Source organism: Streptomyces sp. NPDC093018 (assembly GCF_040684035.1).
Taxonomy (GTDB): domain Bacteria; phylum Actinomycetota; class Actinomycetes; order Streptomycetales; family Streptomycetaceae; genus Streptomyces; species Streptomyces murinus.
In genome coordinates this window covers 277206-292493 of the sequence record NZ_JBFBFF010000006.1, presented here as the reverse complement: position 1 = coordinate 292493, position 15288 = coordinate 277206, and the positions used below count along the sequence as shown (strand labels likewise).

At 73.1% G+C, this 15288-nt stretch carries 17 protein-coding genes and 1 pseudogene; 8 read left to right on the top strand and 10 right to left on the bottom strand.

All coding sequences use genetic code 11. The features are described 5' to 3' along the window. Nucleotides 1-139 precede the first annotated feature (139 nt). From AB0N90_RS17200 to AB0N90_RS17175, 6 genes are read right to left on the bottom strand one after another with little or no spacing between them, the layout of a single operon-like run. The gene (locus AB0N90_RS17200; protein WP_365197242.1) at nucleotides 140-1909 is read right to left on the bottom strand and encodes a complex I subunit 5 family protein; all 1770 of its coding nucleotides are present in this window, start codon (nucleotides 1907-1909) and stop codon (nucleotides 140-142) included. After that, the gene (locus tag AB0N90_RS17195) at nucleotides 1909-2268 is read right to left on the bottom strand and encodes a sodium:proton antiporter (protein WP_361672855.1); all 360 of its coding nucleotides are present in this window, start codon (nucleotides 2266-2268) and stop codon (nucleotides 1909-1911) included. The genes AB0N90_RS17200 and AB0N90_RS17195 overlap by 1 nt, the downstream gene beginning before the upstream one ends. Next, complete coding sequence (locus AB0N90_RS17190) at nucleotides 2265-3005, bottom strand: MnhB domain-containing protein (RefSeq protein WP_365197239.1); 741 nt, start codon at nucleotides 3003-3005, stop codon at nucleotides 2265-2267. Before AB0N90_RS17190 ends, AB0N90_RS17195 begins: the two co-directional genes overlap by 4 nt. Continuing rightward, complete coding sequence (locus tag AB0N90_RS17185; RefSeq protein WP_037652431.1) at nucleotides 3002-3262, bottom strand: hydrogenase subunit MbhD domain-containing protein; 261 nt, start codon at nucleotides 3260-3262, stop codon at nucleotides 3002-3004. Before AB0N90_RS17185 ends, AB0N90_RS17190 begins: the two co-directional genes overlap by 4 nt. Nucleotides 3263-3322: 60 nt before the next feature. Then, entirely contained in the window at nucleotides 3323-3775 is a 453-nt protein-coding gene (locus AB0N90_RS17180) for a monovalent cation/H+ antiporter complex subunit F (RefSeq protein WP_365197237.1), read from the bottom strand. Then, on the bottom strand, nucleotides 3772-3966 hold the full coding sequence (locus AB0N90_RS17175) for a hypothetical protein (protein WP_361672861.1): 195 nt from the start codon (nucleotides 3964-3966) through the stop codon (nucleotides 3772-3774). Before AB0N90_RS17175 ends, AB0N90_RS17180 begins: the two co-directional genes overlap by 4 nt. A 293-nt stretch (nucleotides 3967-4259) precedes the next feature. Between AB0N90_RS17175 and AB0N90_RS17170 the strand changes: the two genes are divergently transcribed. Next, nucleotides 4260-5501, top strand: coding sequence for a family 16 glycosylhydrolase (locus tag AB0N90_RS17170; RefSeq protein ID WP_365197235.1), 1242 nt, complete (start codon nucleotides 4260-4262; stop codon nucleotides 5499-5501). A gap of 9 nt (nucleotides 5502-5510) precedes the next feature. Here the strand turns inward: AB0N90_RS17170 and AB0N90_RS17165 are convergent, their stop codons facing one another. Next, nucleotides 5511-5756, bottom strand: coding sequence for a hypothetical protein (locus AB0N90_RS17165; protein WP_365197232.1), 246 nt, complete (start codon nucleotides 5754-5756; stop codon nucleotides 5511-5513). Between the two features lie 141 nt (nucleotides 5757-5897). Here AB0N90_RS17165 and AB0N90_RS17160 point away from each other — a divergent pair, with 141 nt between their 5' ends. Beyond that, entirely contained in the window at nucleotides 5898-6938 is a 1041-nt protein-coding gene (locus AB0N90_RS17160; protein ID WP_365197229.1) for a PHP domain-containing protein, read from the top strand. A gap of 21 nt (nucleotides 6939-6959) precedes the next feature. Further along, nucleotides 6960-7508, top strand: a pseudogene (locus AB0N90_RS17155) (HAD family hydrolase); the annotation flags it as partial. A 292-nt stretch (nucleotides 7509-7800) separates the two neighbouring features. On the opposite strand, the gene AB0N90_RS17150 reads toward AB0N90_RS17155, so the two are convergent. Beyond that, nucleotides 7801-8703 carry an alpha/beta hydrolase gene (locus AB0N90_RS17150; protein WP_365197227.1) on the bottom strand — a complete coding sequence of 301 codons (903 nt, stop codon included), beginning with the start codon at nucleotides 8701-8703 and terminating at the stop codon, nucleotides 7801-7803. 233 nt (nucleotides 8704-8936) lie between these two features. Between AB0N90_RS17150 and AB0N90_RS17145 the strand changes: the two genes are divergently transcribed. From AB0N90_RS17145 to AB0N90_RS17135, 3 genes are all read left to right on the top strand, one after another. Beyond that, nucleotides 8937-9968 (top strand): SDR family oxidoreductase, encoded by a 1032-nt coding sequence (locus AB0N90_RS17145; protein ID WP_365197224.1) that lies wholly within the window; start codon nucleotides 8937-8939, stop codon nucleotides 9966-9968. A gap of 50 nt (nucleotides 9969-10018) precedes the next feature. Then, the gene (locus AB0N90_RS17140) at nucleotides 10019-10294 is read left to right on the top strand and encodes a hypothetical protein (protein ID WP_365197221.1); all 276 of its coding nucleotides are present in this window, start codon (nucleotides 10019-10021) and stop codon (nucleotides 10292-10294) included. 69 nt (nucleotides 10295-10363) lie between these two features. Beyond that, on the top strand, nucleotides 10364-11116 hold the full coding sequence (locus AB0N90_RS17135) for a dienelactone hydrolase family protein (RefSeq protein ID WP_365197218.1): 753 nt from the start codon (nucleotides 10364-10366) through the stop codon (nucleotides 11114-11116). A gap of 41 nt (nucleotides 11117-11157) precedes the next feature. Here the strand turns inward: AB0N90_RS17135 and AB0N90_RS17130 are convergent, their stop codons facing one another. Further along, a complete protein-coding gene (locus tag AB0N90_RS17130; RefSeq protein ID WP_365197215.1) occupies nucleotides 11158-12450 on the bottom strand; it encodes an ROK family protein in 1293 nt (430 codons plus the stop codon). A gap of 308 nt (nucleotides 12451-12758) precedes the next feature. Then, complete coding sequence (locus AB0N90_RS17125) at nucleotides 12759-13277, bottom strand: DUF3626 domain-containing protein (protein WP_365197213.1); 519 nt, start codon at nucleotides 13275-13277, stop codon at nucleotides 12759-12761. 83 nt (nucleotides 13278-13360) lie between these two features. Between AB0N90_RS17125 and AB0N90_RS17120 the strand changes: the two genes are divergently transcribed. Then, the gene (locus AB0N90_RS17120; RefSeq protein ID WP_365197211.1) at nucleotides 13361-13855 is read left to right on the top strand and encodes an FBP domain-containing protein; all 495 of its coding nucleotides are present in this window, start codon (nucleotides 13361-13363) and stop codon (nucleotides 13853-13855) included. 125 nt (nucleotides 13856-13980) lie between these two features. Continuing rightward, complete coding sequence (locus tag AB0N90_RS17115) at nucleotides 13981-15231, top strand: aromatic acid exporter family protein (RefSeq protein WP_361672892.1); 1251 nt, start codon at nucleotides 13981-13983, stop codon at nucleotides 15229-15231. Nucleotides 15232-15288 lie beyond the last annotated feature (57 nt).

Below are 15288 nucleotides of genomic sequence, written 5' to 3'. Positions count from 1 at the left end.
GTCACGCCGGACGCCCGGCACGCCGTGTCGCGCCCTCTTCAAGGAAACTCTCATCGCGAGCAGAGCAATTCTTTGAACGCACGATGCGGAATTTGCTCCGGTAAAGCAGAGTCATTACCCGGGGCGCGCTGAACCCCGCTCAGCCGCCGAGCGCCCCCGGCAGGGCCAGCGCCGCCAGCAGGGTGGTGCCCAGCAGGAGCCAGGCGACGTAGTCGCCGACGTGGCCGGACTGGAGGCGGCGCAGGGGTGTCATCCAGGCGGGGGCGGCCGGGCGGTGGGAGCGGGTGACGGCGGCGGTGGCGAGGGCCACGGCGAGAGCGGCGGAGACCAGTCCGAGCAGGACGCCGTGCGGCGTCCAGGCGGCCGAGGCGCGGGCACCGCCCGAGCCCGCCTCGTTGACCGAGCGGGCCACGATGTCGCCGAAGCCCGGGACGGTGCCCACGGCGAGGGCTCCGGCGAGCAGCACGGCCGGGACCGTCGTCATGGTGTCCGGCACCCGGCGCAGCAGTCCGGAGGTCTCGGGCCGCTCCGCCGAGCCGCTGGTCTCGTACGCGTCGGTGTCCTCGGGGGGCGGCCCGAGCCCGAGGAAGACCCGGGCGGCGACCCGCAGCACCGCGCCCGCCGTGACCGCGGACGCGAGCACGTACACCACCGTGAGGGGCCCGCCGACCGCCTCCTCGCTGACCGCCTTGCCGAGCCCGGTGCCGAAGGGCGGCAGCCCCGCGAGGGCGAGCCCGCCGGCCGCGAACAGCACTCCGGTGGCCCGCAGTTCGCGCGCCCGGCCGTGCAGTTCGTGCTCGTCCACGCTGCCGAACCGGTCGAGGAGGGCGCCCGCGCAGGCGAACAGGGCGGCCTTCGCCCCGGCGTGCCCGAGGATGTACAGGGCGGCTCCGTCGTCGCCCTCGGGGGTGAGCACGCCGACGGCCACCAGGAACAGGCCGGTGTGCGCGATCGTGGAGAAGGCGAGCAGCCGTTTGATGTGCCGCTGGTACCAGCACATGACGGCCCCGGTGACGGCCGTGAGCACGCCGAGGGTGACCAGGGCGCGGGTCAGGTCGGCGGCCGGGATGCCGCCGGGTCCGGCGAAGACGGTGCCGTAGACGCGCCAGACGCCGTAGACACCCAGTTCGACCATCACCCCGGACAGCAGCATGCACACCGGGGTGGGGGCGACGGCGTGGGCGTCGGGGAGCCAGAAGTGGAAGGGCACGGTGGCCGCCTTCACCAGCAGCCCGGTCAGCACCAGGACGAACGCGGCGAGGACCAGCGCGTCCGGCCCGCCGTGCCCGGCGGAGGCGTCCAGGCCCCGGCCGATCTTCGGCATCGACAGCTCGCCGGTACGGGCGTAGAGCAGGCCGATGCCGGTCAGCATGGCGTACGCGCCGAGCGAGTTGACGACCCCGAAGGTCAGCGCGCCCTGCACGGCCTTGGCCTCGTCGATGCGGAAGCCGGTCAGCGCGTACGCCACCACGCTCATCAGCTCGAAGAAGACGAAGGCGTTGAACAGGTCGCCGGCGAGGGCGAATCCGCACATGGCGCCCTGGAAGACCAGCATCAGCGCGGGGAACGAACCGGCGTGGCCGCGCGGTGGCTCGTCGAAGTAGCGCCAGGAGTAGGCGAGCGCGGAGAGGGTGAGCAGGCAGACGAGGGTCGCCATGCCGAGGGAGGGGCCGTCCCCGATCACCTCGATGCCGACGCTCTCCCCGCCGACGGGTACCCAGCCGCCGACCCATTCGACCGTGGGCGGCGAGGAGTTGAGCAGCAGGACGAGGGCGAGCGCGGCCGTCGCGGCGCTGACGAGGAGGCCGGTCAGCTCGGCGGCGGGGCGCGGCAGCCGGCGCCCGGCGGCGGCCAGCAGGGCGGCCCCGAGCAGCGGCACCGCGACGAGGAGCGGAAGCAGATGGTGCATCAGCCGCGCAGCTCCCGCAGTTCGTCCGGGTCGAGGGTGCCGTGCCGCTTGACGATCTGGAGCACCAGGGCGAGCAGCAGCGCGGTGACGGTGGCGCCGACCACGATGTCGGTGAGGGTGAGGGCCTGCACCACCGGGTCCACCAGTGGCCGGGTGCCGGGTTCGATGTCCGAGAAGACGGGCGCGGTGCCGCCGGACCGGTAGCCGACCGCCAGCAGCAGGATGTAGGTGGACACCTGGCACACCGAGAGGCAGCCGACGGCATGGATCAGATTGCGGCTGGTGGCGAGGCCGTAGCAGCCGGTCAGGAAGACATAGGCGGCGATCAGGTACGGCAGGAACTGCATCAGTGCGCTCATCCGCCGTTCTCCTCCACGATCTCCACGGCCTGGTCGAGGAAGTTGGCGAGCAGGACGACGACCGCGCTCGCCACCTCCATGCCGACGGCGGCGTTCAGCAGCGGTACGAAGCCGCCGGAGGACAGCGTGTCGAACGTGCCGTACGGCAGCAGCGTGTTGGCGAGGAACGCGGTCCCGGCCAGGACCCCGGCGAGGCCCAGCACCAGATAGGCGCAGACGGACAGGGCGTCGGTGGCCTCGAAGGCGCCGAGGGGGCGGACGCGTTCCAGCGCGCGGTAGTCGGCGCCGAGGTAGAGCAGGTGCAGGGCGGTCGCGGCGACCACTCCGCCCTGGAAGCCGCCGCCGGGGCTGAGCTGGCCGTGGGCGACGATGTACAGGCCGCAGACCAGGGCGACGGGGACGACGAGGAGGGCGTAGCGCCGTACCGGCCGGGCCACTTCGGCCGGCCGCGGCCGCTCACGGTGTTCGTCGCGGGCCTGGCGCAGCAGCACCACACAGCCGAGGACGGCGGCGAACAGGATGCTCATCTCGCCGAGGGTGTCGTAGGCGCGCTGGTCGAAGTTGACGGAGGCGATGGTGTTGGCGGTGTGCCGGGCGAGGGAGGCGCGCACGGCCCGGGTGCCGTAGGGGTGCGAGCGGCCGCCGAATCCGGGCAGGTCGAGGCAGGCGGCGGCCAGCAGGGCGGCGAGCCCCGCACCGCCGACGGCGAGCAGCCACAGCCGCAGCCGCCGGCTCATCGCGCGCCGTCCCGGTCCCGGCGGCGGCGCCGGATCTTGCGCACCGACAGCATGATCAGCAGCGGGGTGAGGGCGGCTCCCACCGCGAGTTGGGACAGGCCGACGTCGGGGGCCTGGAGCACGGTGAACAGCACGGCGAGGAAGACGCCGAGGACGGAGAGCACCAGGGCCTGGCGGGCGGGGTCGCGCTGGGCGACGGCGGCGGTCGCGGTGGCGGCGACGAGCAGCAGGGCCACGAGGATCAGGGCATCGGACATACGGCACCTCTCCCGTCCCCGGTCCCCCGCCTGTTCCCCCGGCCGCCTTCCCGTCCCGGGTCAGCCACCCCGCACCCCCCGGAAGCCGCCCGCCAGGGCCCGGGAGGCGATCAGATTGCCGCCGATCAGCAGCGCGCCGATCACCAGGAGTTTCACCATGGCCCGGCCCGGTCCGGTGGCCGCGCAGAGAGCGATCACGACCGCGGCGCCCACTCCGGCCACGGCATAGGTGAGTCCCCAGGCGCTCGGTCGCCGCCCCTCCAGGTCCTCGTGCAGCAGCCGGGCGAAGACCAGGGTGCCGACCGGTCCGAGGAGGGCGAGCAGCAGGGCGAGGTCGACGTAGGCGGGGCGGCCGTACCCCTGGGCGAGCAGCAGCAGGGCCGGGCACAGGGCGGCGGTGGTGAGGTTCTGGGCGACGACGCGGCGGGCGGTGGGGCCGGTGGTCACGCCCCACAGGGCGGCCGCCCCTCCCCCGCCGAGCTCGACGGTCGCCGCCAGGATCCAGCCGTTCACCGCCAGGTCACCGCCCGCCGGCCGGCCCGTGCCAGCAGCGCGCCCACGGCGGCGACGCTCGCGCCCACGATCCGCTCCAGGGTGTCGACGGTGCTGATCAGCACCAGCCAGAGCAGGGCCAAGGCACCCCACCACAGGAGGAGTTCACCGCCGGCGAGGAGGACCGCACGAGGCGTCGTACGCCGTCGCATCCATCGCCTCCTCTTTCCCCGCTCTCGTCCGGCCGTCTCCGGTTCGCGGCGGTGTGTCCGCTTCGCCGCTCGGTGCATCCAAGCACCGCCGGGGCCCTGGCGGGGCGGCGGCACGCGGGTCCGCGGGCGGAGTGCCCCGGGAGCGTGAACGGAAACCGGCGGGGGTGCCGACCCGTCGACAGCGGGTCTGTACCAGCCTCTTGACGCCCCCTTATCTCACTCCTTAAATCAAGAGACATTGCTTCATCCGAGAGCCTCTCCCCCCAGAGCCTCCCCCCACCGATCGGAGAGCCATGGCCTCCCCCCGTCTGCTCCGCGGCTGCCTGTTCGCCGCCCTGTCCGCCGCGCTGGTCGGCGCGGCCGCCGTCGGCCCCGCGCAGGCGCGCCCCGCCGGCCGGATCGCCCCCGCCGCGACCGTGAGCACCTTCTCCGACACCTTCGACGGGCCCGCGGGCTCGGCGGTCGACTCCTCGAAGTGGACCCAGGAGACGGGCGACAACGTCAACAACCACGAGCGGGAGTACTACACCTCGGGAACCAACAACGCGGCCCTGGACGGCCAGGGCCATCTGGTGATCACGGCCAAGAAGGAGAACCCGGCCGGATACCAGTGCTGGTACGGCAGTTGCCAGTACACCTCGGCGCGGCTGAACACGGCCGGGAAGTTCGAGGCACGGTACGGGCATGTCGAGGCGCGGATGAAGATCCCGCGGGGCCAGGGCATGTGGCCCGCGTTCTGGATGCTCGGCACGCCGGTGAACTGGCCGGACTCGGGCGAGATCGACGTGATGGAGAACGTCGGATTTGAACCCTCGACCGTGCACGGCACCATCCACGGTCCCGGCTACTCGGGCTCGGGCGGCATCGGCGCCGCCTACAGCCTGCCGAACGGGCAGGCCTTCGCGGACGGCTTCCACACCTTCGCCGTGGACTGGGCACCGGACTCGATCACCTGGTCGGTGGACGGCACCGTCTACGAGCAGCGCACGCCCGCCGACCTGGGCGGCAAGACCTGGGTGTACAACGACCGCCCGTTCTTCCTGATCCTGAACCTCGCGGTCGGCGGCTACTGGCCCGGCGACCCGGACGGCAGCACCCCGTTCCCGGCACAGCTGGTGGTGGACTCGGTCTCCGTCACGACCAGCGACACGGCGGCGGGGCTCCCGATCCGGGGGCTGGCCGGCAAGTGCGCGGACGTGGCCGGCGCGAACTCCGCGAACGGCACCCCGGTCCAGCTCTACGACTGCAACGGCACCGCCGCGCAGTCCTGGACGGTCGGCTCGGACGGCACGATACGGGCGCTCGGCAAGTGTCTGGACGTGACCGACCGGGGTACGGCGGACGGCTCGACGGTCCAGCTGTGGGACTGCACCGGCGCCGCCAACCAGAAGTGGACCGTCACCGGTGCGCACGACATCGTCAACCCGCAGGCGAACAAGTGCCTGGACGCCACCGGGAACAGCTCGGCCGACGGCACGCGGTTGCAGATCTGGACCTGCACGGGCGGCGCCAACCAGAAGTGGACGGTGGGCTGAGCCGGCGGCTCAGTGCAGGGTCCAGGTGTACTTGCCGCCGCCGACCCAGCGGACCACGTCCGGATCGTCGAGGTCGTGGATGGTGATCCCGTAGGCGGCGGCGACCTCCAGCACATCGGTGACGTTCCTGGCCGCGCCGATCACCTCCCCGTCGATCTCCATGATCCGGAAGGGCGGCTCACCCGGCTTCCCGGGGCACACGCCCAGCACCCAGATCCGCGGCTGGGGGATGTAGGGGGCTGCTTGTTCGGTCATGCAATTCAGGTTAGGACGGAACGTCCTGGAAGGGAGATTCGCGAGCCCCGATCGCCGTAGGGGCGCGGCGCCGCCCGGGGGGGGGTGCGGGTGGTGTGTTCCCCGCGCCCCTGAGGGGCGCCCGGTGTCAGCCTTGGCCGTATGGAACCCGTCGCCGCCCTGGAGCGGATCGCCTTCCTGCTGGAGCGGTCGCTGGCGCCCGGCTATCGGGTGCGGGCGTTTCGAACGGCCGCCCGGGTGCTGGACGAGCTCCCGCCCGGGGAAGCGGCCGCGCGGGCGGCGGACGGATCGCTGGAGTCGCTGAAGGGCATCGGGCCGAAGACGGCGCAGGTGGTGCGGGAGGCGCTGGCCGGAGAGGTGCCGGGATATCTGCGCAAGCTGGAGGAGGAGAGCGAGGACATCGGCCGCGAGGGGCCCGGTGCCGCGCTCCGGGCGCTGCTGCGCGGGGACTGCCACACGCACTCGGACTGGTCCGACGGGGGCAGTCCGATCGAGGAGATGGGGCGAGCTGCGGCTGCGCTCGGCCATGAGTGGACCGTCCTCACCGATCATTCGCCGCGGCTGACCGTGGCCCGGGGCCTGTCCGCGGAGCGGCTGCGCGAGCAGCTGGAGGCGGTCGCGGACCTGAACACCCGCTGGGCGCCGTTCCGGCTGCTCACCGGCATCGAGTGCGACATCCTGGACGACGGCTCCCTGGACCAGGAGCCCGAGCTGCTGGAGCGGCTGGACCTGGTCGTGGTGTCCGTGCACTCCAAGCTGCGGATGGACGCCCGCGCCATGACCCGCCGCCTGGTGGCCGCCGTACGCGATCCGCACGCCGATGTCCTCGGACACTGCACCGGTCGCCTGGTCACCGGCCGGGGGCGCCCGGAGTCGCGGTTCGACGCGGACGAGGTGTTCGCCGCCTGCGCCGGGTCCGGCACCGCCGTGGAGATCAACAGCCGCCCCGAACGGCTGGACCCGCCCCGCCGGCTGCTGCGCCGGGCCGTGGCCGCCGGGACCCTCTTCGCGATCGACACCGACGCGCACGCGCCCGGCCAGCTGGACTGGCAGATCCTGGGCTGCGCCCGCGCCGAGGAGTGCGGGGTACCGGCCGAGCGGGTGGTCACCGCGTGGTCGGCGGACGAACTGCTGGGCTGGACGCGCGAGGGACGGGTCCCGGCGCGCGTGGCGGGAACCTGACGTGGTACCCGGTCCCGAGCCGTGCCCATGCACGCCGTGCTCCGGGCCGTCGGCCTCGGCTCCCCGGACCTGATCGCGCAGCTGCTGGGCGAGGACCGCGAGCAGGACGCGCGGCTCAGCGCGGCGCACAAGGCGCTGTACGGGCAGTACTTCGACCGGCTCCCCGCCCTGCCGGGCGCCGGTGAGCTGCTGCGACGGCTGCACCGGGACGGCTGGACGGTCGTCCTCGCCACGTCGGCGAGCGGCTCGGAGCTGGGCGCGCTGCGCCGGGCCATCGACGCGGACGAGGCGATCAAGGCCACCGCGAGCAGCGACGACGTACAGGAGGGCAAACCCGCTCCGGAGCCGGTGGAGCACGCGCTGGAGCCGGCCGGGGTGCCGGCCGAGCGGGCGGTGTTCGTCGGGGACACGGTGTGGGACATGCGGGCGGGCGCCAGGGCCGGGGTGCGGTGCCTGGGCGTGCTGTGCGGCGGGATCCCCCGGGCCGATCTGGCGGAGGCCTGCGCGCAGGCGGTCTACGCGGACCCCGCAGATCTGCTCGCCCACCTCGGCGACAGCCCGCTGACCTGAGCGTTTCCCGTGTGGCACAGGTCACCGGCGGGGATGGAACAGCGGCTGCCGGCCGCCCGTTGAACCAGGCGTGGGTACGGACGGGACAGTGTCCCCGGGCCTCACCTTCTGCCCACAGGGACGATCGTTCGGCTGAAGCCCTGTGGAGCCTTTCGCCGAGAGGCGACCGCCGTCCGCACCCACTCTCAGACCGCCCCGGCCGTGAATCCCCCCGTCACGGCCGGGGCTTCCTCGTTTCCCCGGCCGTCCGCCCGGTCGGCTTCCCGCTCGCTCGCCCCCTGCCGGGGGCTGCTCATCCGCCGATGCCCGCCGCGGCCAGCATCCGGCAGATCCCGGTGGTGGCCGTGGTGGCCGCCGTGGCCCCGGCCGCGCCGAGGAACTCCCGCAGGTCCGCGGTGAGGCGTTCCGCGTGGGTGAAGAACAGGCCGTGGCCGCCGTTCTCGTACACCTTCAGGACGGCGTCCGGCACCAGCCGGGCCAGCCGCTCACCCGTATGGGCGAGGGGCGCGGAGGTGTCATGGGTGCCGTGCACGACGAGCACGGGTACGTCCACGGCGGGCAGCTCGGCGGTGAGGTCGAGGCCGGTCACGACGGACCGTACGGCGGTGGCGGCGCGCGGCGTGGCCACCAGACAGCGGTCGATCAGATAGCGCGTACAGGCGTCGGAGACCTCGTTTCCCGCGCTGGTGACGGCGAAGAAGGCGTCCGCGAAACGGGTGAACCAGGCGGGCCGGTCACGCCGGAAGAGCTCCTCGTCGGCCCGTACGAGCGCCGGATCCAGGCCGTCGGGCAGCCCCTTCGAGCGGACGATGCCCGGACTGACCCCGCACACCAGCGCGGCCCCGGCCACCCGCGACGAGCCGTGCCGGGTCAGGCAGCGCACCACCTCGGCGGTGCCGACGGAGTGCCCGATCAGGGTGGCCTCGCGCAGGTCGAGGTGGTCGAGGAGCCCCTGGAGGTCGTCGGCGAGGGTGTCGAGGTCGTATCCCGACCAGACGTCGTCCGAGCGCCCGTGACCGCGCCGGTCCAGGCCCACGCAGCGGTACCCGGCCTCGGCGAGCGGCAGCATCTGGTGCTCCCACATCTCATGGCCGAGATAGGCGCCGGCGACGAAGACGGCGACGGCACCGCGGGCGGGACCGTGGTCGACGTAGTGCAGCCGGGTGCCGTCGACGGGGCTCTCGTAGTACGGCATGGGGGTCCTCCTCGGGATACGGCGCGCGCGGCGGCGGGCGCGTGGGGGCAGCGGTCCGCCGATGATCCCGATGGTGCCGAAAACGGACCGCGCGGTCGATTACCCGGCACGTCAAGCACGTGTGTCCGAGTCCCCGGTACGCGTGTGCGGGCGAGTCGCCCGGGTACCCGGCCGGTCGTCGCGGACCCGCGCCGCAAGGCGGACCCTTCGCCGAAGGACGGAAGGAGCCGAAGGTGAGCAGCTCAGCGGGGAGCACGGTGGTGGTCACGGGGGCCACCGGCAATGTCGGTACGAGCGTGGTGCGCCTGCTCTCCCAGGATCCCGAGGTCGCCTCGGTACGGGGCCTCGCGCGCCGGATGCCGCAGTGGTCGCCGCCGGGGACCGAGTGGTCCGCCGTCGATCTGGCGTCGGACCGGGCGGATCTCGCGGAGCGGTTCGCGGGCGCGGACGCGGTGGTCCATCTGGCGTGGGCGTTCCAGCCGACGCACGATCCGGCGGCCACCTGGCGGACCAATGTGCTCGGCGGCATCCGGGTGTTCGAGGCGGTCGCCGCGGCCGGGGTGCCGGTGCTGGTGCACGCCTCGTCCGTGGGGGCGTACTCACCGGGTCCCAAGGACCACGCGGTGGACGAGTCCTGGCCGACGCACGGCTGGCCGGACGCCGCGTACTGCCGGGAGAAGGCGTATCTGGAGCGCACCCTGGACGTGTTCGAACGCGATCATCCGGACGTGCGGGTGGTGCGGATGCGGCCGGCGTTCCTGTTCAAGCGGGAGTCGGCGAGCGAGCAGCGTCGGATCTTCGGCGGCCGCTTCCTGCCAGGATCGCTGGCCCGGCCCGAGCTGCTGCCGGTGCTGCCGGACGTGCCCGGCCTGCGCGTCCAGGCACTGCACACCGACGACGCCGCCGAGGCCTACCGGCTCGCGGTGCGCTCGGGGACGGCCCGGGGCGCCTTCAACCTCGCGGCCGACCCGCCGCTCGACGCCGCGGTCCTCGGCGAACTGCTCGGCGCACGTCCGGTACGGCTCCCGCGTACGGCCGTCCGCTCGGCCGTCGCCGCGGCCTGGAACCTGCGTCTGCTGCCGGCGTCCCCGCATCTGTTCGACGCGGTACTGCGGCTCCCGCTGATGGACTGCGCTCGCGCGCACGAGGAGTTGGGCTGGCGGCCCCGGTGGACGGCGACCGAGGTACTGGAGGAGTTCCTGGAGGGACTCCAGCGGGGCGGCGGGCTGGACACCGCGCCGCTGCACGGCCGCAAGGTGGGCTGACCCGCGATGACGCTCTGACCGCACGGCAAGGAGAGGAAGGCGAGAACATCATGGCCGCACAGCGCGCACAGGAACCCGTCGGGGCACCGGAGCCGGACCCGGTCCCCAGGGACATGCCCGACCAGCAGGCGCGATCCGACGATCCGTGGGACCTGCCCGCGGACAAGGGCGGCGGAAACGACGAGGACGACGGAGACGGCGGGGACGGCGGGGCTCCCGGGGACGAACTGCCGGACACGGACGAGGCCGGTACCGGCCCCCGCGGCGCGCCGCACACGGGCACCGTCCACCCCGAGCATCCGGGCCCGGACGAGTCACCTGCCTGAACGTCCGCCGTCCCCCGCGCGGTTGATCTCCCTTGCGCGGGTCGGCGACGCGGGCAAGGATGGTCGATCATGCCCACCGAGACTCTGCGCATTCCCACCCCGGACGGCGTCGCCGACGCGTTCGCCGCCTTTCCCGACGACGACCGGCCCCATCCCGCGGTGCTGGTGTACCCCGACGCCTTCGGCCTGCGGCCGGTGCTGGAGGAGATGGCCCGGGAACTGGCCGGACACGGGTACTACGTGCTCGTGCCCAACGTCTACTACCGGCAGGGCCCGGCGCCGCTGATCGACCTGCCCGAGCACATCGGCGAGGAGATCCGGCCCAAGGTCATCGCCCAGCTGATGCCGCTGGTCGACGCGCACACCACCGAACGCGTCCTGCGCGACGCCGACGCCTACCTCGCCTTCCTGGCCGACCGGCCCGAGGTCGCCGCCGGGCCCGTCGCCGCGATCGGCTACTGCATGGGCGCCGTCCTGGCCATGCGCACCGCGACGGCCCATCCGGACCGGGTGGCCGCGGTCGCCGGGTTCCACCCCGGTTTCCTGATCACCGAGGAACCCGACAGCCCGCATCTGCTCATCCCGGAGCACCTCACCGCCGAGGTGCATCTCGGCCTCGCCGAGCAGGACATGACGCCCGAGGGCATCGCCACGATCGAGGAGGCGTTCGAGGCCGCGGGGGTCCGTCACAGCACCGAGGTCTACCCCGGCGCCGTCCACGGATTCACCATGTCGGACACCGACGCCTTCGACGCGGCCGCGTTCCAGCGCCACTGGGACCGGCTGCTGCCGCTCCTCGGCCGCACTCTCACCGAGGCCTGAGGCTCCGGACCAGGGGTTCCTGAAGGCACGTCAGGCGCACGTCACGCGCCCGGAGTCCGCTCCCGCAACGCCGTCCGCCAGGCGGGGAGCGGGCTCTCGGGGGCCGGGGCCGGGCGGTGGCCGCCGCTGGTGAAGAAGTCGGCCAGGGGGAGGATCGCGGCGCCGACGGTCACGGCGTCCGGGCCGAGGCGGCCGAGTTCGATGGTGACCTTGTCGGCGGGATGCCGCAGGGCGTACGTCGTCGCATGCCGGCGCACGGCGGGCAGGAAGCGGGTGCCGAGCTGGAGCCCGGCCCAGCCGCCGACGATGATCCGCTCGGGCTGGAAGAGGTTGATCAGGTCGGACAGGCCCGCCCCGAGGTACTCGGCGGTCTCCTCCAGGACGGCCAGTGCCACCGGGTCCGCCGCGGCGGCGTCCGCCGGGTAGGCGGCCGCGAGCATGGCGGTGAGCGCGGTCTCCTCGTCGGCCTCGGCCGGCGGCCGGCCGCCCTCCTCGCGCCAGCGGGCGAGCAGCGACTCCGCGCCCGCGTACGCCTCCAGGCAGCCCGGAGCACCGCAGCGGCAGCGGCGCCCGCGCACCCGTACCGTCAGATGCCCCCACTCGACGGCCCGCCCGCGCTCCACCTCGGGGGTCACCAGGCAGGCGCCGACGCCGGAGCCGAACAGCACGACGACGGCATTGCGGGCACCGCGTCCGGCGCCGAACCACATCTCGGCCTGGCCCAGGGTCTTGGCGCCGTTGTCGATGAAGTACCGCACGCTCTGCGGCAGTTCGGAGGTGGCCCGGAGCAGCTGCTCCAGCGGGACCGCGTCCCAGCCGATGGTCTGCCCATGGACGACGGCACCCCGGTCGGCGGTGTGCTCCACGATGCCGGGGACCCCGACCCCGATGCCCAACAGCCGCTCCGGCACGGCCTCCTGGGCTTGCAGCACCTCGGCGACGCCCTCGCGGATATGTCCGGCGATGACTTCGGCGTCGTACCGTTGGGCGGTCAATGGGCGTTCGGTGCGGGCGAGTTCGTTCAGGGCGAGGTCGAACAGCTCGACCCGCACCCGGGTCTCGCCGACGTCGACGCCGATCATCTGTCCGCTGTCCGGGGCGACGCGCAGCAGCGTGCGCGGCCGGCCGCCGTCGGAGTCGACGCTGCCGGCCTCCTCGACCAGCCCGTCGGCGACCAGATCGGCGACCACATTGCTGACCGACCCGGAGCTGAGACCGGTGGCCGGCCCCAGCTCGAACCGGCTCAACGGACCGTCGAAGTACAGCCGCTGCAACACGGCGGTACGGTTGCCCCGCCGAAGGTCACGCACCGTGCGCCCGTTCCGCCCCGCCATGCGGCTCCTTTCACGAACCATGCCCGACCTGCAACATACTCCTTCGGGCGACCGGAACGCGACTTTCCACCAACCCTTAGTTCATGCTGTGAGCTAAGCAAGAACCCCATGCGTTCCCCCCACCGGAACGAAACCACCGACTCAGCCCGCCACCCACACCCCCTCGGCACACGCCGTACCCGCCCCCTCCGGCGCGCCGAAGCGGGCCAGGGTGTGCCAGAGCGTTTGCAGGTGGACGCGAGCTATCCCAGCGCTCCGGTGGAGACAGTCGCCCGGCACCTCCCCTTCCTCCCGAAATAGCACCCCGGTTACGTCCTCACCTCCGACGGCCTCCTGAACCCGTCCGCCTCGGCGAGGGCGATCAGGCTCAGTGCGGCGGCCGTGCCGAAGTCCGTGGGCTCCGCGGCGCTGTCCGGGTAGCAGAAGGTCGCGCGGGCCGTGGCGTGGGCGGTGAGCCGTAGGTGTGAGGAGCCGAAGCGTGGGGCGGCGCCCACCAGTTGGCGGCGGAAGTCCAACGCGCCGTACACCGGCCGCTCCGCGGGCTCGGCGTCGTCGTAGGCGCCCCCGAAGATCCGGCTCTCCCAGCGCCACCGGTCGCCGCGCCGGTGCGCGGTGAGCCCGCCGTTGCTGGTGCCGGTGACGAATTGGGAGTGGTAGACGCCGTCCCTGGCGAGCGAGGTGAGAATCGGCAGGCCGCCCGAGAGCCGGTCCGGGTGGAAGTTGAGGGTGATGCGCGGGCCGGGGGCGAGCGGGGGCCCGCAGGCTCGGGCGGCCACATGGCGCAGCGCGCGCAGGGCACGGGTCGAAAGCCCGTCCGGGAAATCCACTGGCCTACCCTCCCCTGAGGTACCTAGGCTGATCAGGGGCCCTATCTTCCCGGGTCCGGCGCACGTACGACGAAGGATTTTCCATGAAGCCGCTCACCGAGCAGGACATCCGCAGCTCTTTCGTGAACTGCTCGAAGGGTGAGGCCAAGCGGCTCGCCGTGCCGCGGGACCTGGAGGAACGGCCCTGGGAGGACCTGGACTTCCTCGGCTGGCGGGATCCGGGCGCGCCCGACCGCAGCTATCTGGCCACCGAGCGGGAGGGCAGGCTGGTCGGCGTCGCGCTGCGCTACCCCTCCTCCCAGCGCGGCTTCCTGCACCGCAGCATGTGCTCCCTGTGCCTGACCACCCATCGCGGCGGCGGGGTCTCCCTGATGACCGCGCGCAAGGCGGGCACGGCGGGCCGCGAGGGCAACTCGGTCGGCCTGTACATGTGCACGGACCTGGCGTGCTCGCTGTATGTGCGCGGCAAGAAGACCCCCGACACCGGGATGCGGATCGAGGAGAGCCTGACCGTGGCGGAGCAGATCGCGCGGACGACGGGCAATCTGGCCGCGTTCCTCGACAAGCTGTACGTCTGAAGGCTGTACGTCAGAAGGCTGTACGTCTGAGCTCACCGGCCCCACCCCCGCCGTACGGCCCAACCCCGCGCCCCCCCTCGAACAGCCACGTTCGACGCACCCGAGGAACGGGAACAGGCCAAGGGATGCACTGGGTACACAAGGGGACCGAGGGGCTGCTGCGCCTGGCGAAGCGTCGCCGGGAGCCGGTGGTCGTCCAGACGCTGCGGTCGGCCACGGCGGCGACGATCGCCTATGTCATCGCGCTCCGGCTCAGTCCGGAGCCGGCCCCGCTGACCTCGCCGCTGACCGCGCTGCTGGTGGTCCAGGTGACGTTCTACGCCACCCTCACCAACGGCATCCGCCGGGTGAACGCGGTGGTGGCCGGCGTCCTGGTCGCCATCGCCTTCAGTGTGCTGGTGGGCCTGACCTGGTGGAGCCTCGCGCTGCTGATCGTGGCCTCGCTGGGCGTCGGCCATCTGGTGCGGGTGGACGAGTACGTCGCCGAGGTGGCGATCAGCGCGATGCTGGTGCTCGGGGTGACCACGGTCGGGTTCACCGCCTGGGCGCGGATCGTGGAGACGCTGATCGGCGCGGTCGTCGGCACCGCCTGCAATCTGCTGCTGCCGCCCCCGGTGTGGGTGGACGCGGCCGGCCGGTCGATCGAGGACCTGGCGCGCCGGGTGCGGCAGTTGATGCTGCGGATGGGTGAGGAGGCCGCGGACCGCATCCCCTGGGAGCGGGCGGCCGAGCGGCTGCACGAGGCGCGCCGGCTGGACCAGTACATCGCGGAGGTCGACGCCTCGCTGCGGCAGGCCGAGGACAGTCTGCGGCTCAATCCGCGGGTCAAGGAGGGGCTGCTGCACCGGGTGGTGCTGCGCACCGGTCTGGACACGCTGGAGATCTGCACGGTGGTGCTGCGGGTGCTGGCCCGTTCCTTCACCGACCTGGCGAAGGCCCGCGAGTCCGATTATCTGTTCCCGCCCCGGGTCGGGGCGACAGTGGAGGAGCTGCTGTCGGAGATCGGCGACGCGGTGGTCAGCTTCGCGGTGCTGGTGACGGCCCATCTGAGTGCGGACGCCGAGTCCGCGGAGTCCCGGCTGACGGCCGAGCTGCACACCGCGGCCGGCACCCGGGACCGGCTGGCCGAGCAGCTGCGCGAGGAGATCAGCGCGGACTGGGCGAACTGGCAGCTGCTGGGTGCCGTACTGACCGAGACCACCCGGATCATCGACGAGATGGACACCGAGCACCGCACCCACCGGCTGCTGGAGGAGCTGGACCGGGTCTCGCGCGAACAGCGCGCCAAGCTGCCCCGGATGACCCGGCTGCGCGAGCGGCTCGGGGTGCAGGAGGAGCTGTGGCGCCGTACGGGCTTCGGCGACCGTGCGCGGTGAGCGGGCGGGAGCCGGTGCCGGGCTTGCCCTTCGGGCCCGGCTCGGGCGAGGGTGGCC

Excerpts from the sequence above, each read along its gene's own strand:
- AB0N90_RS17200 (WP_365197242.1), bottom strand. The coding sequence starts at position 1,909 with ATGCACCATCTGCTTCCGCTCCTCGTCGCGGTGCCGCTGCTCGGGGCC.
- AB0N90_RS17195 (WP_361672855.1), bottom strand. The coding sequence starts at position 2,268 with ATGAGCGCACTGATGCAGTTCCTGCCGTACCTGATCGCCGCCTATGTC.
- AB0N90_RS17190 (WP_365197239.1), bottom strand. The coding sequence starts at position 3,005 with ATGAGCCGGCGGCTGCGGCTGTGGCTGCTCGCCGTCGGCGGTGCGGGG.
- AB0N90_RS17185 (WP_037652431.1), bottom strand. The coding sequence starts at position 3,262 with ATGTCCGATGCCCTGATCCTCGTGGCCCTGCTGCTCGTCGCCGCCACC.
- AB0N90_RS17175 (WP_361672861.1), bottom strand. The coding sequence starts at position 3,966 with ATGCGACGGCGTACGACGCCTCGTGCGGTCCTCCTCGCCGGCGGTGAA.
- AB0N90_RS17170 (WP_365197235.1), top strand. The coding sequence starts at position 4,260 with ATGGCCTCCCCCCGTCTGCTCCGCGGCTGCCTGTTCGCCGCCCTGTCC.
- AB0N90_RS17165 (WP_365197232.1), bottom strand. The coding sequence starts at position 5,756 with ATGACCGAACAAGCAGCCCCCTACATCCCCCAGCCGCGGATCTGGGTG.
- AB0N90_RS17160 (WP_365197229.1), top strand. The coding sequence starts at position 5,898 with ATGGAACCCGTCGCCGCCCTGGAGCGGATCGCCTTCCTGCTGGAGCGG.
- AB0N90_RS17150 (WP_365197227.1), bottom strand. The coding sequence starts at position 8,703 with ATGCCGTACTACGAGAGCCCCGTCGACGGCACCCGGCTGCACTACGTC.
- AB0N90_RS17140 (WP_365197221.1), top strand. The coding sequence starts at position 10,019 with ATGGCCGCACAGCGCGCACAGGAACCCGTCGGGGCACCGGAGCCGGAC.
- AB0N90_RS17135 (WP_365197218.1), top strand. The coding sequence starts at position 10,364 with ATGCCCACCGAGACTCTGCGCATTCCCACCCCGGACGGCGTCGCCGAC.
- AB0N90_RS17130 (WP_365197215.1), bottom strand. The coding sequence starts at position 12,450 with ATGGCGGGGCGGAACGGGCGCACGGTGCGTGACCTTCGGCGGGGCAAC.
- AB0N90_RS17120 (WP_365197211.1), top strand. The coding sequence starts at position 13,361 with ATGAAGCCGCTCACCGAGCAGGACATCCGCAGCTCTTTCGTGAACTGC.
- AB0N90_RS17115 (WP_361672892.1), top strand. The coding sequence starts at position 13,981 with ATGCACTGGGTACACAAGGGGACCGAGGGGCTGCTGCGCCTGGCGAAG.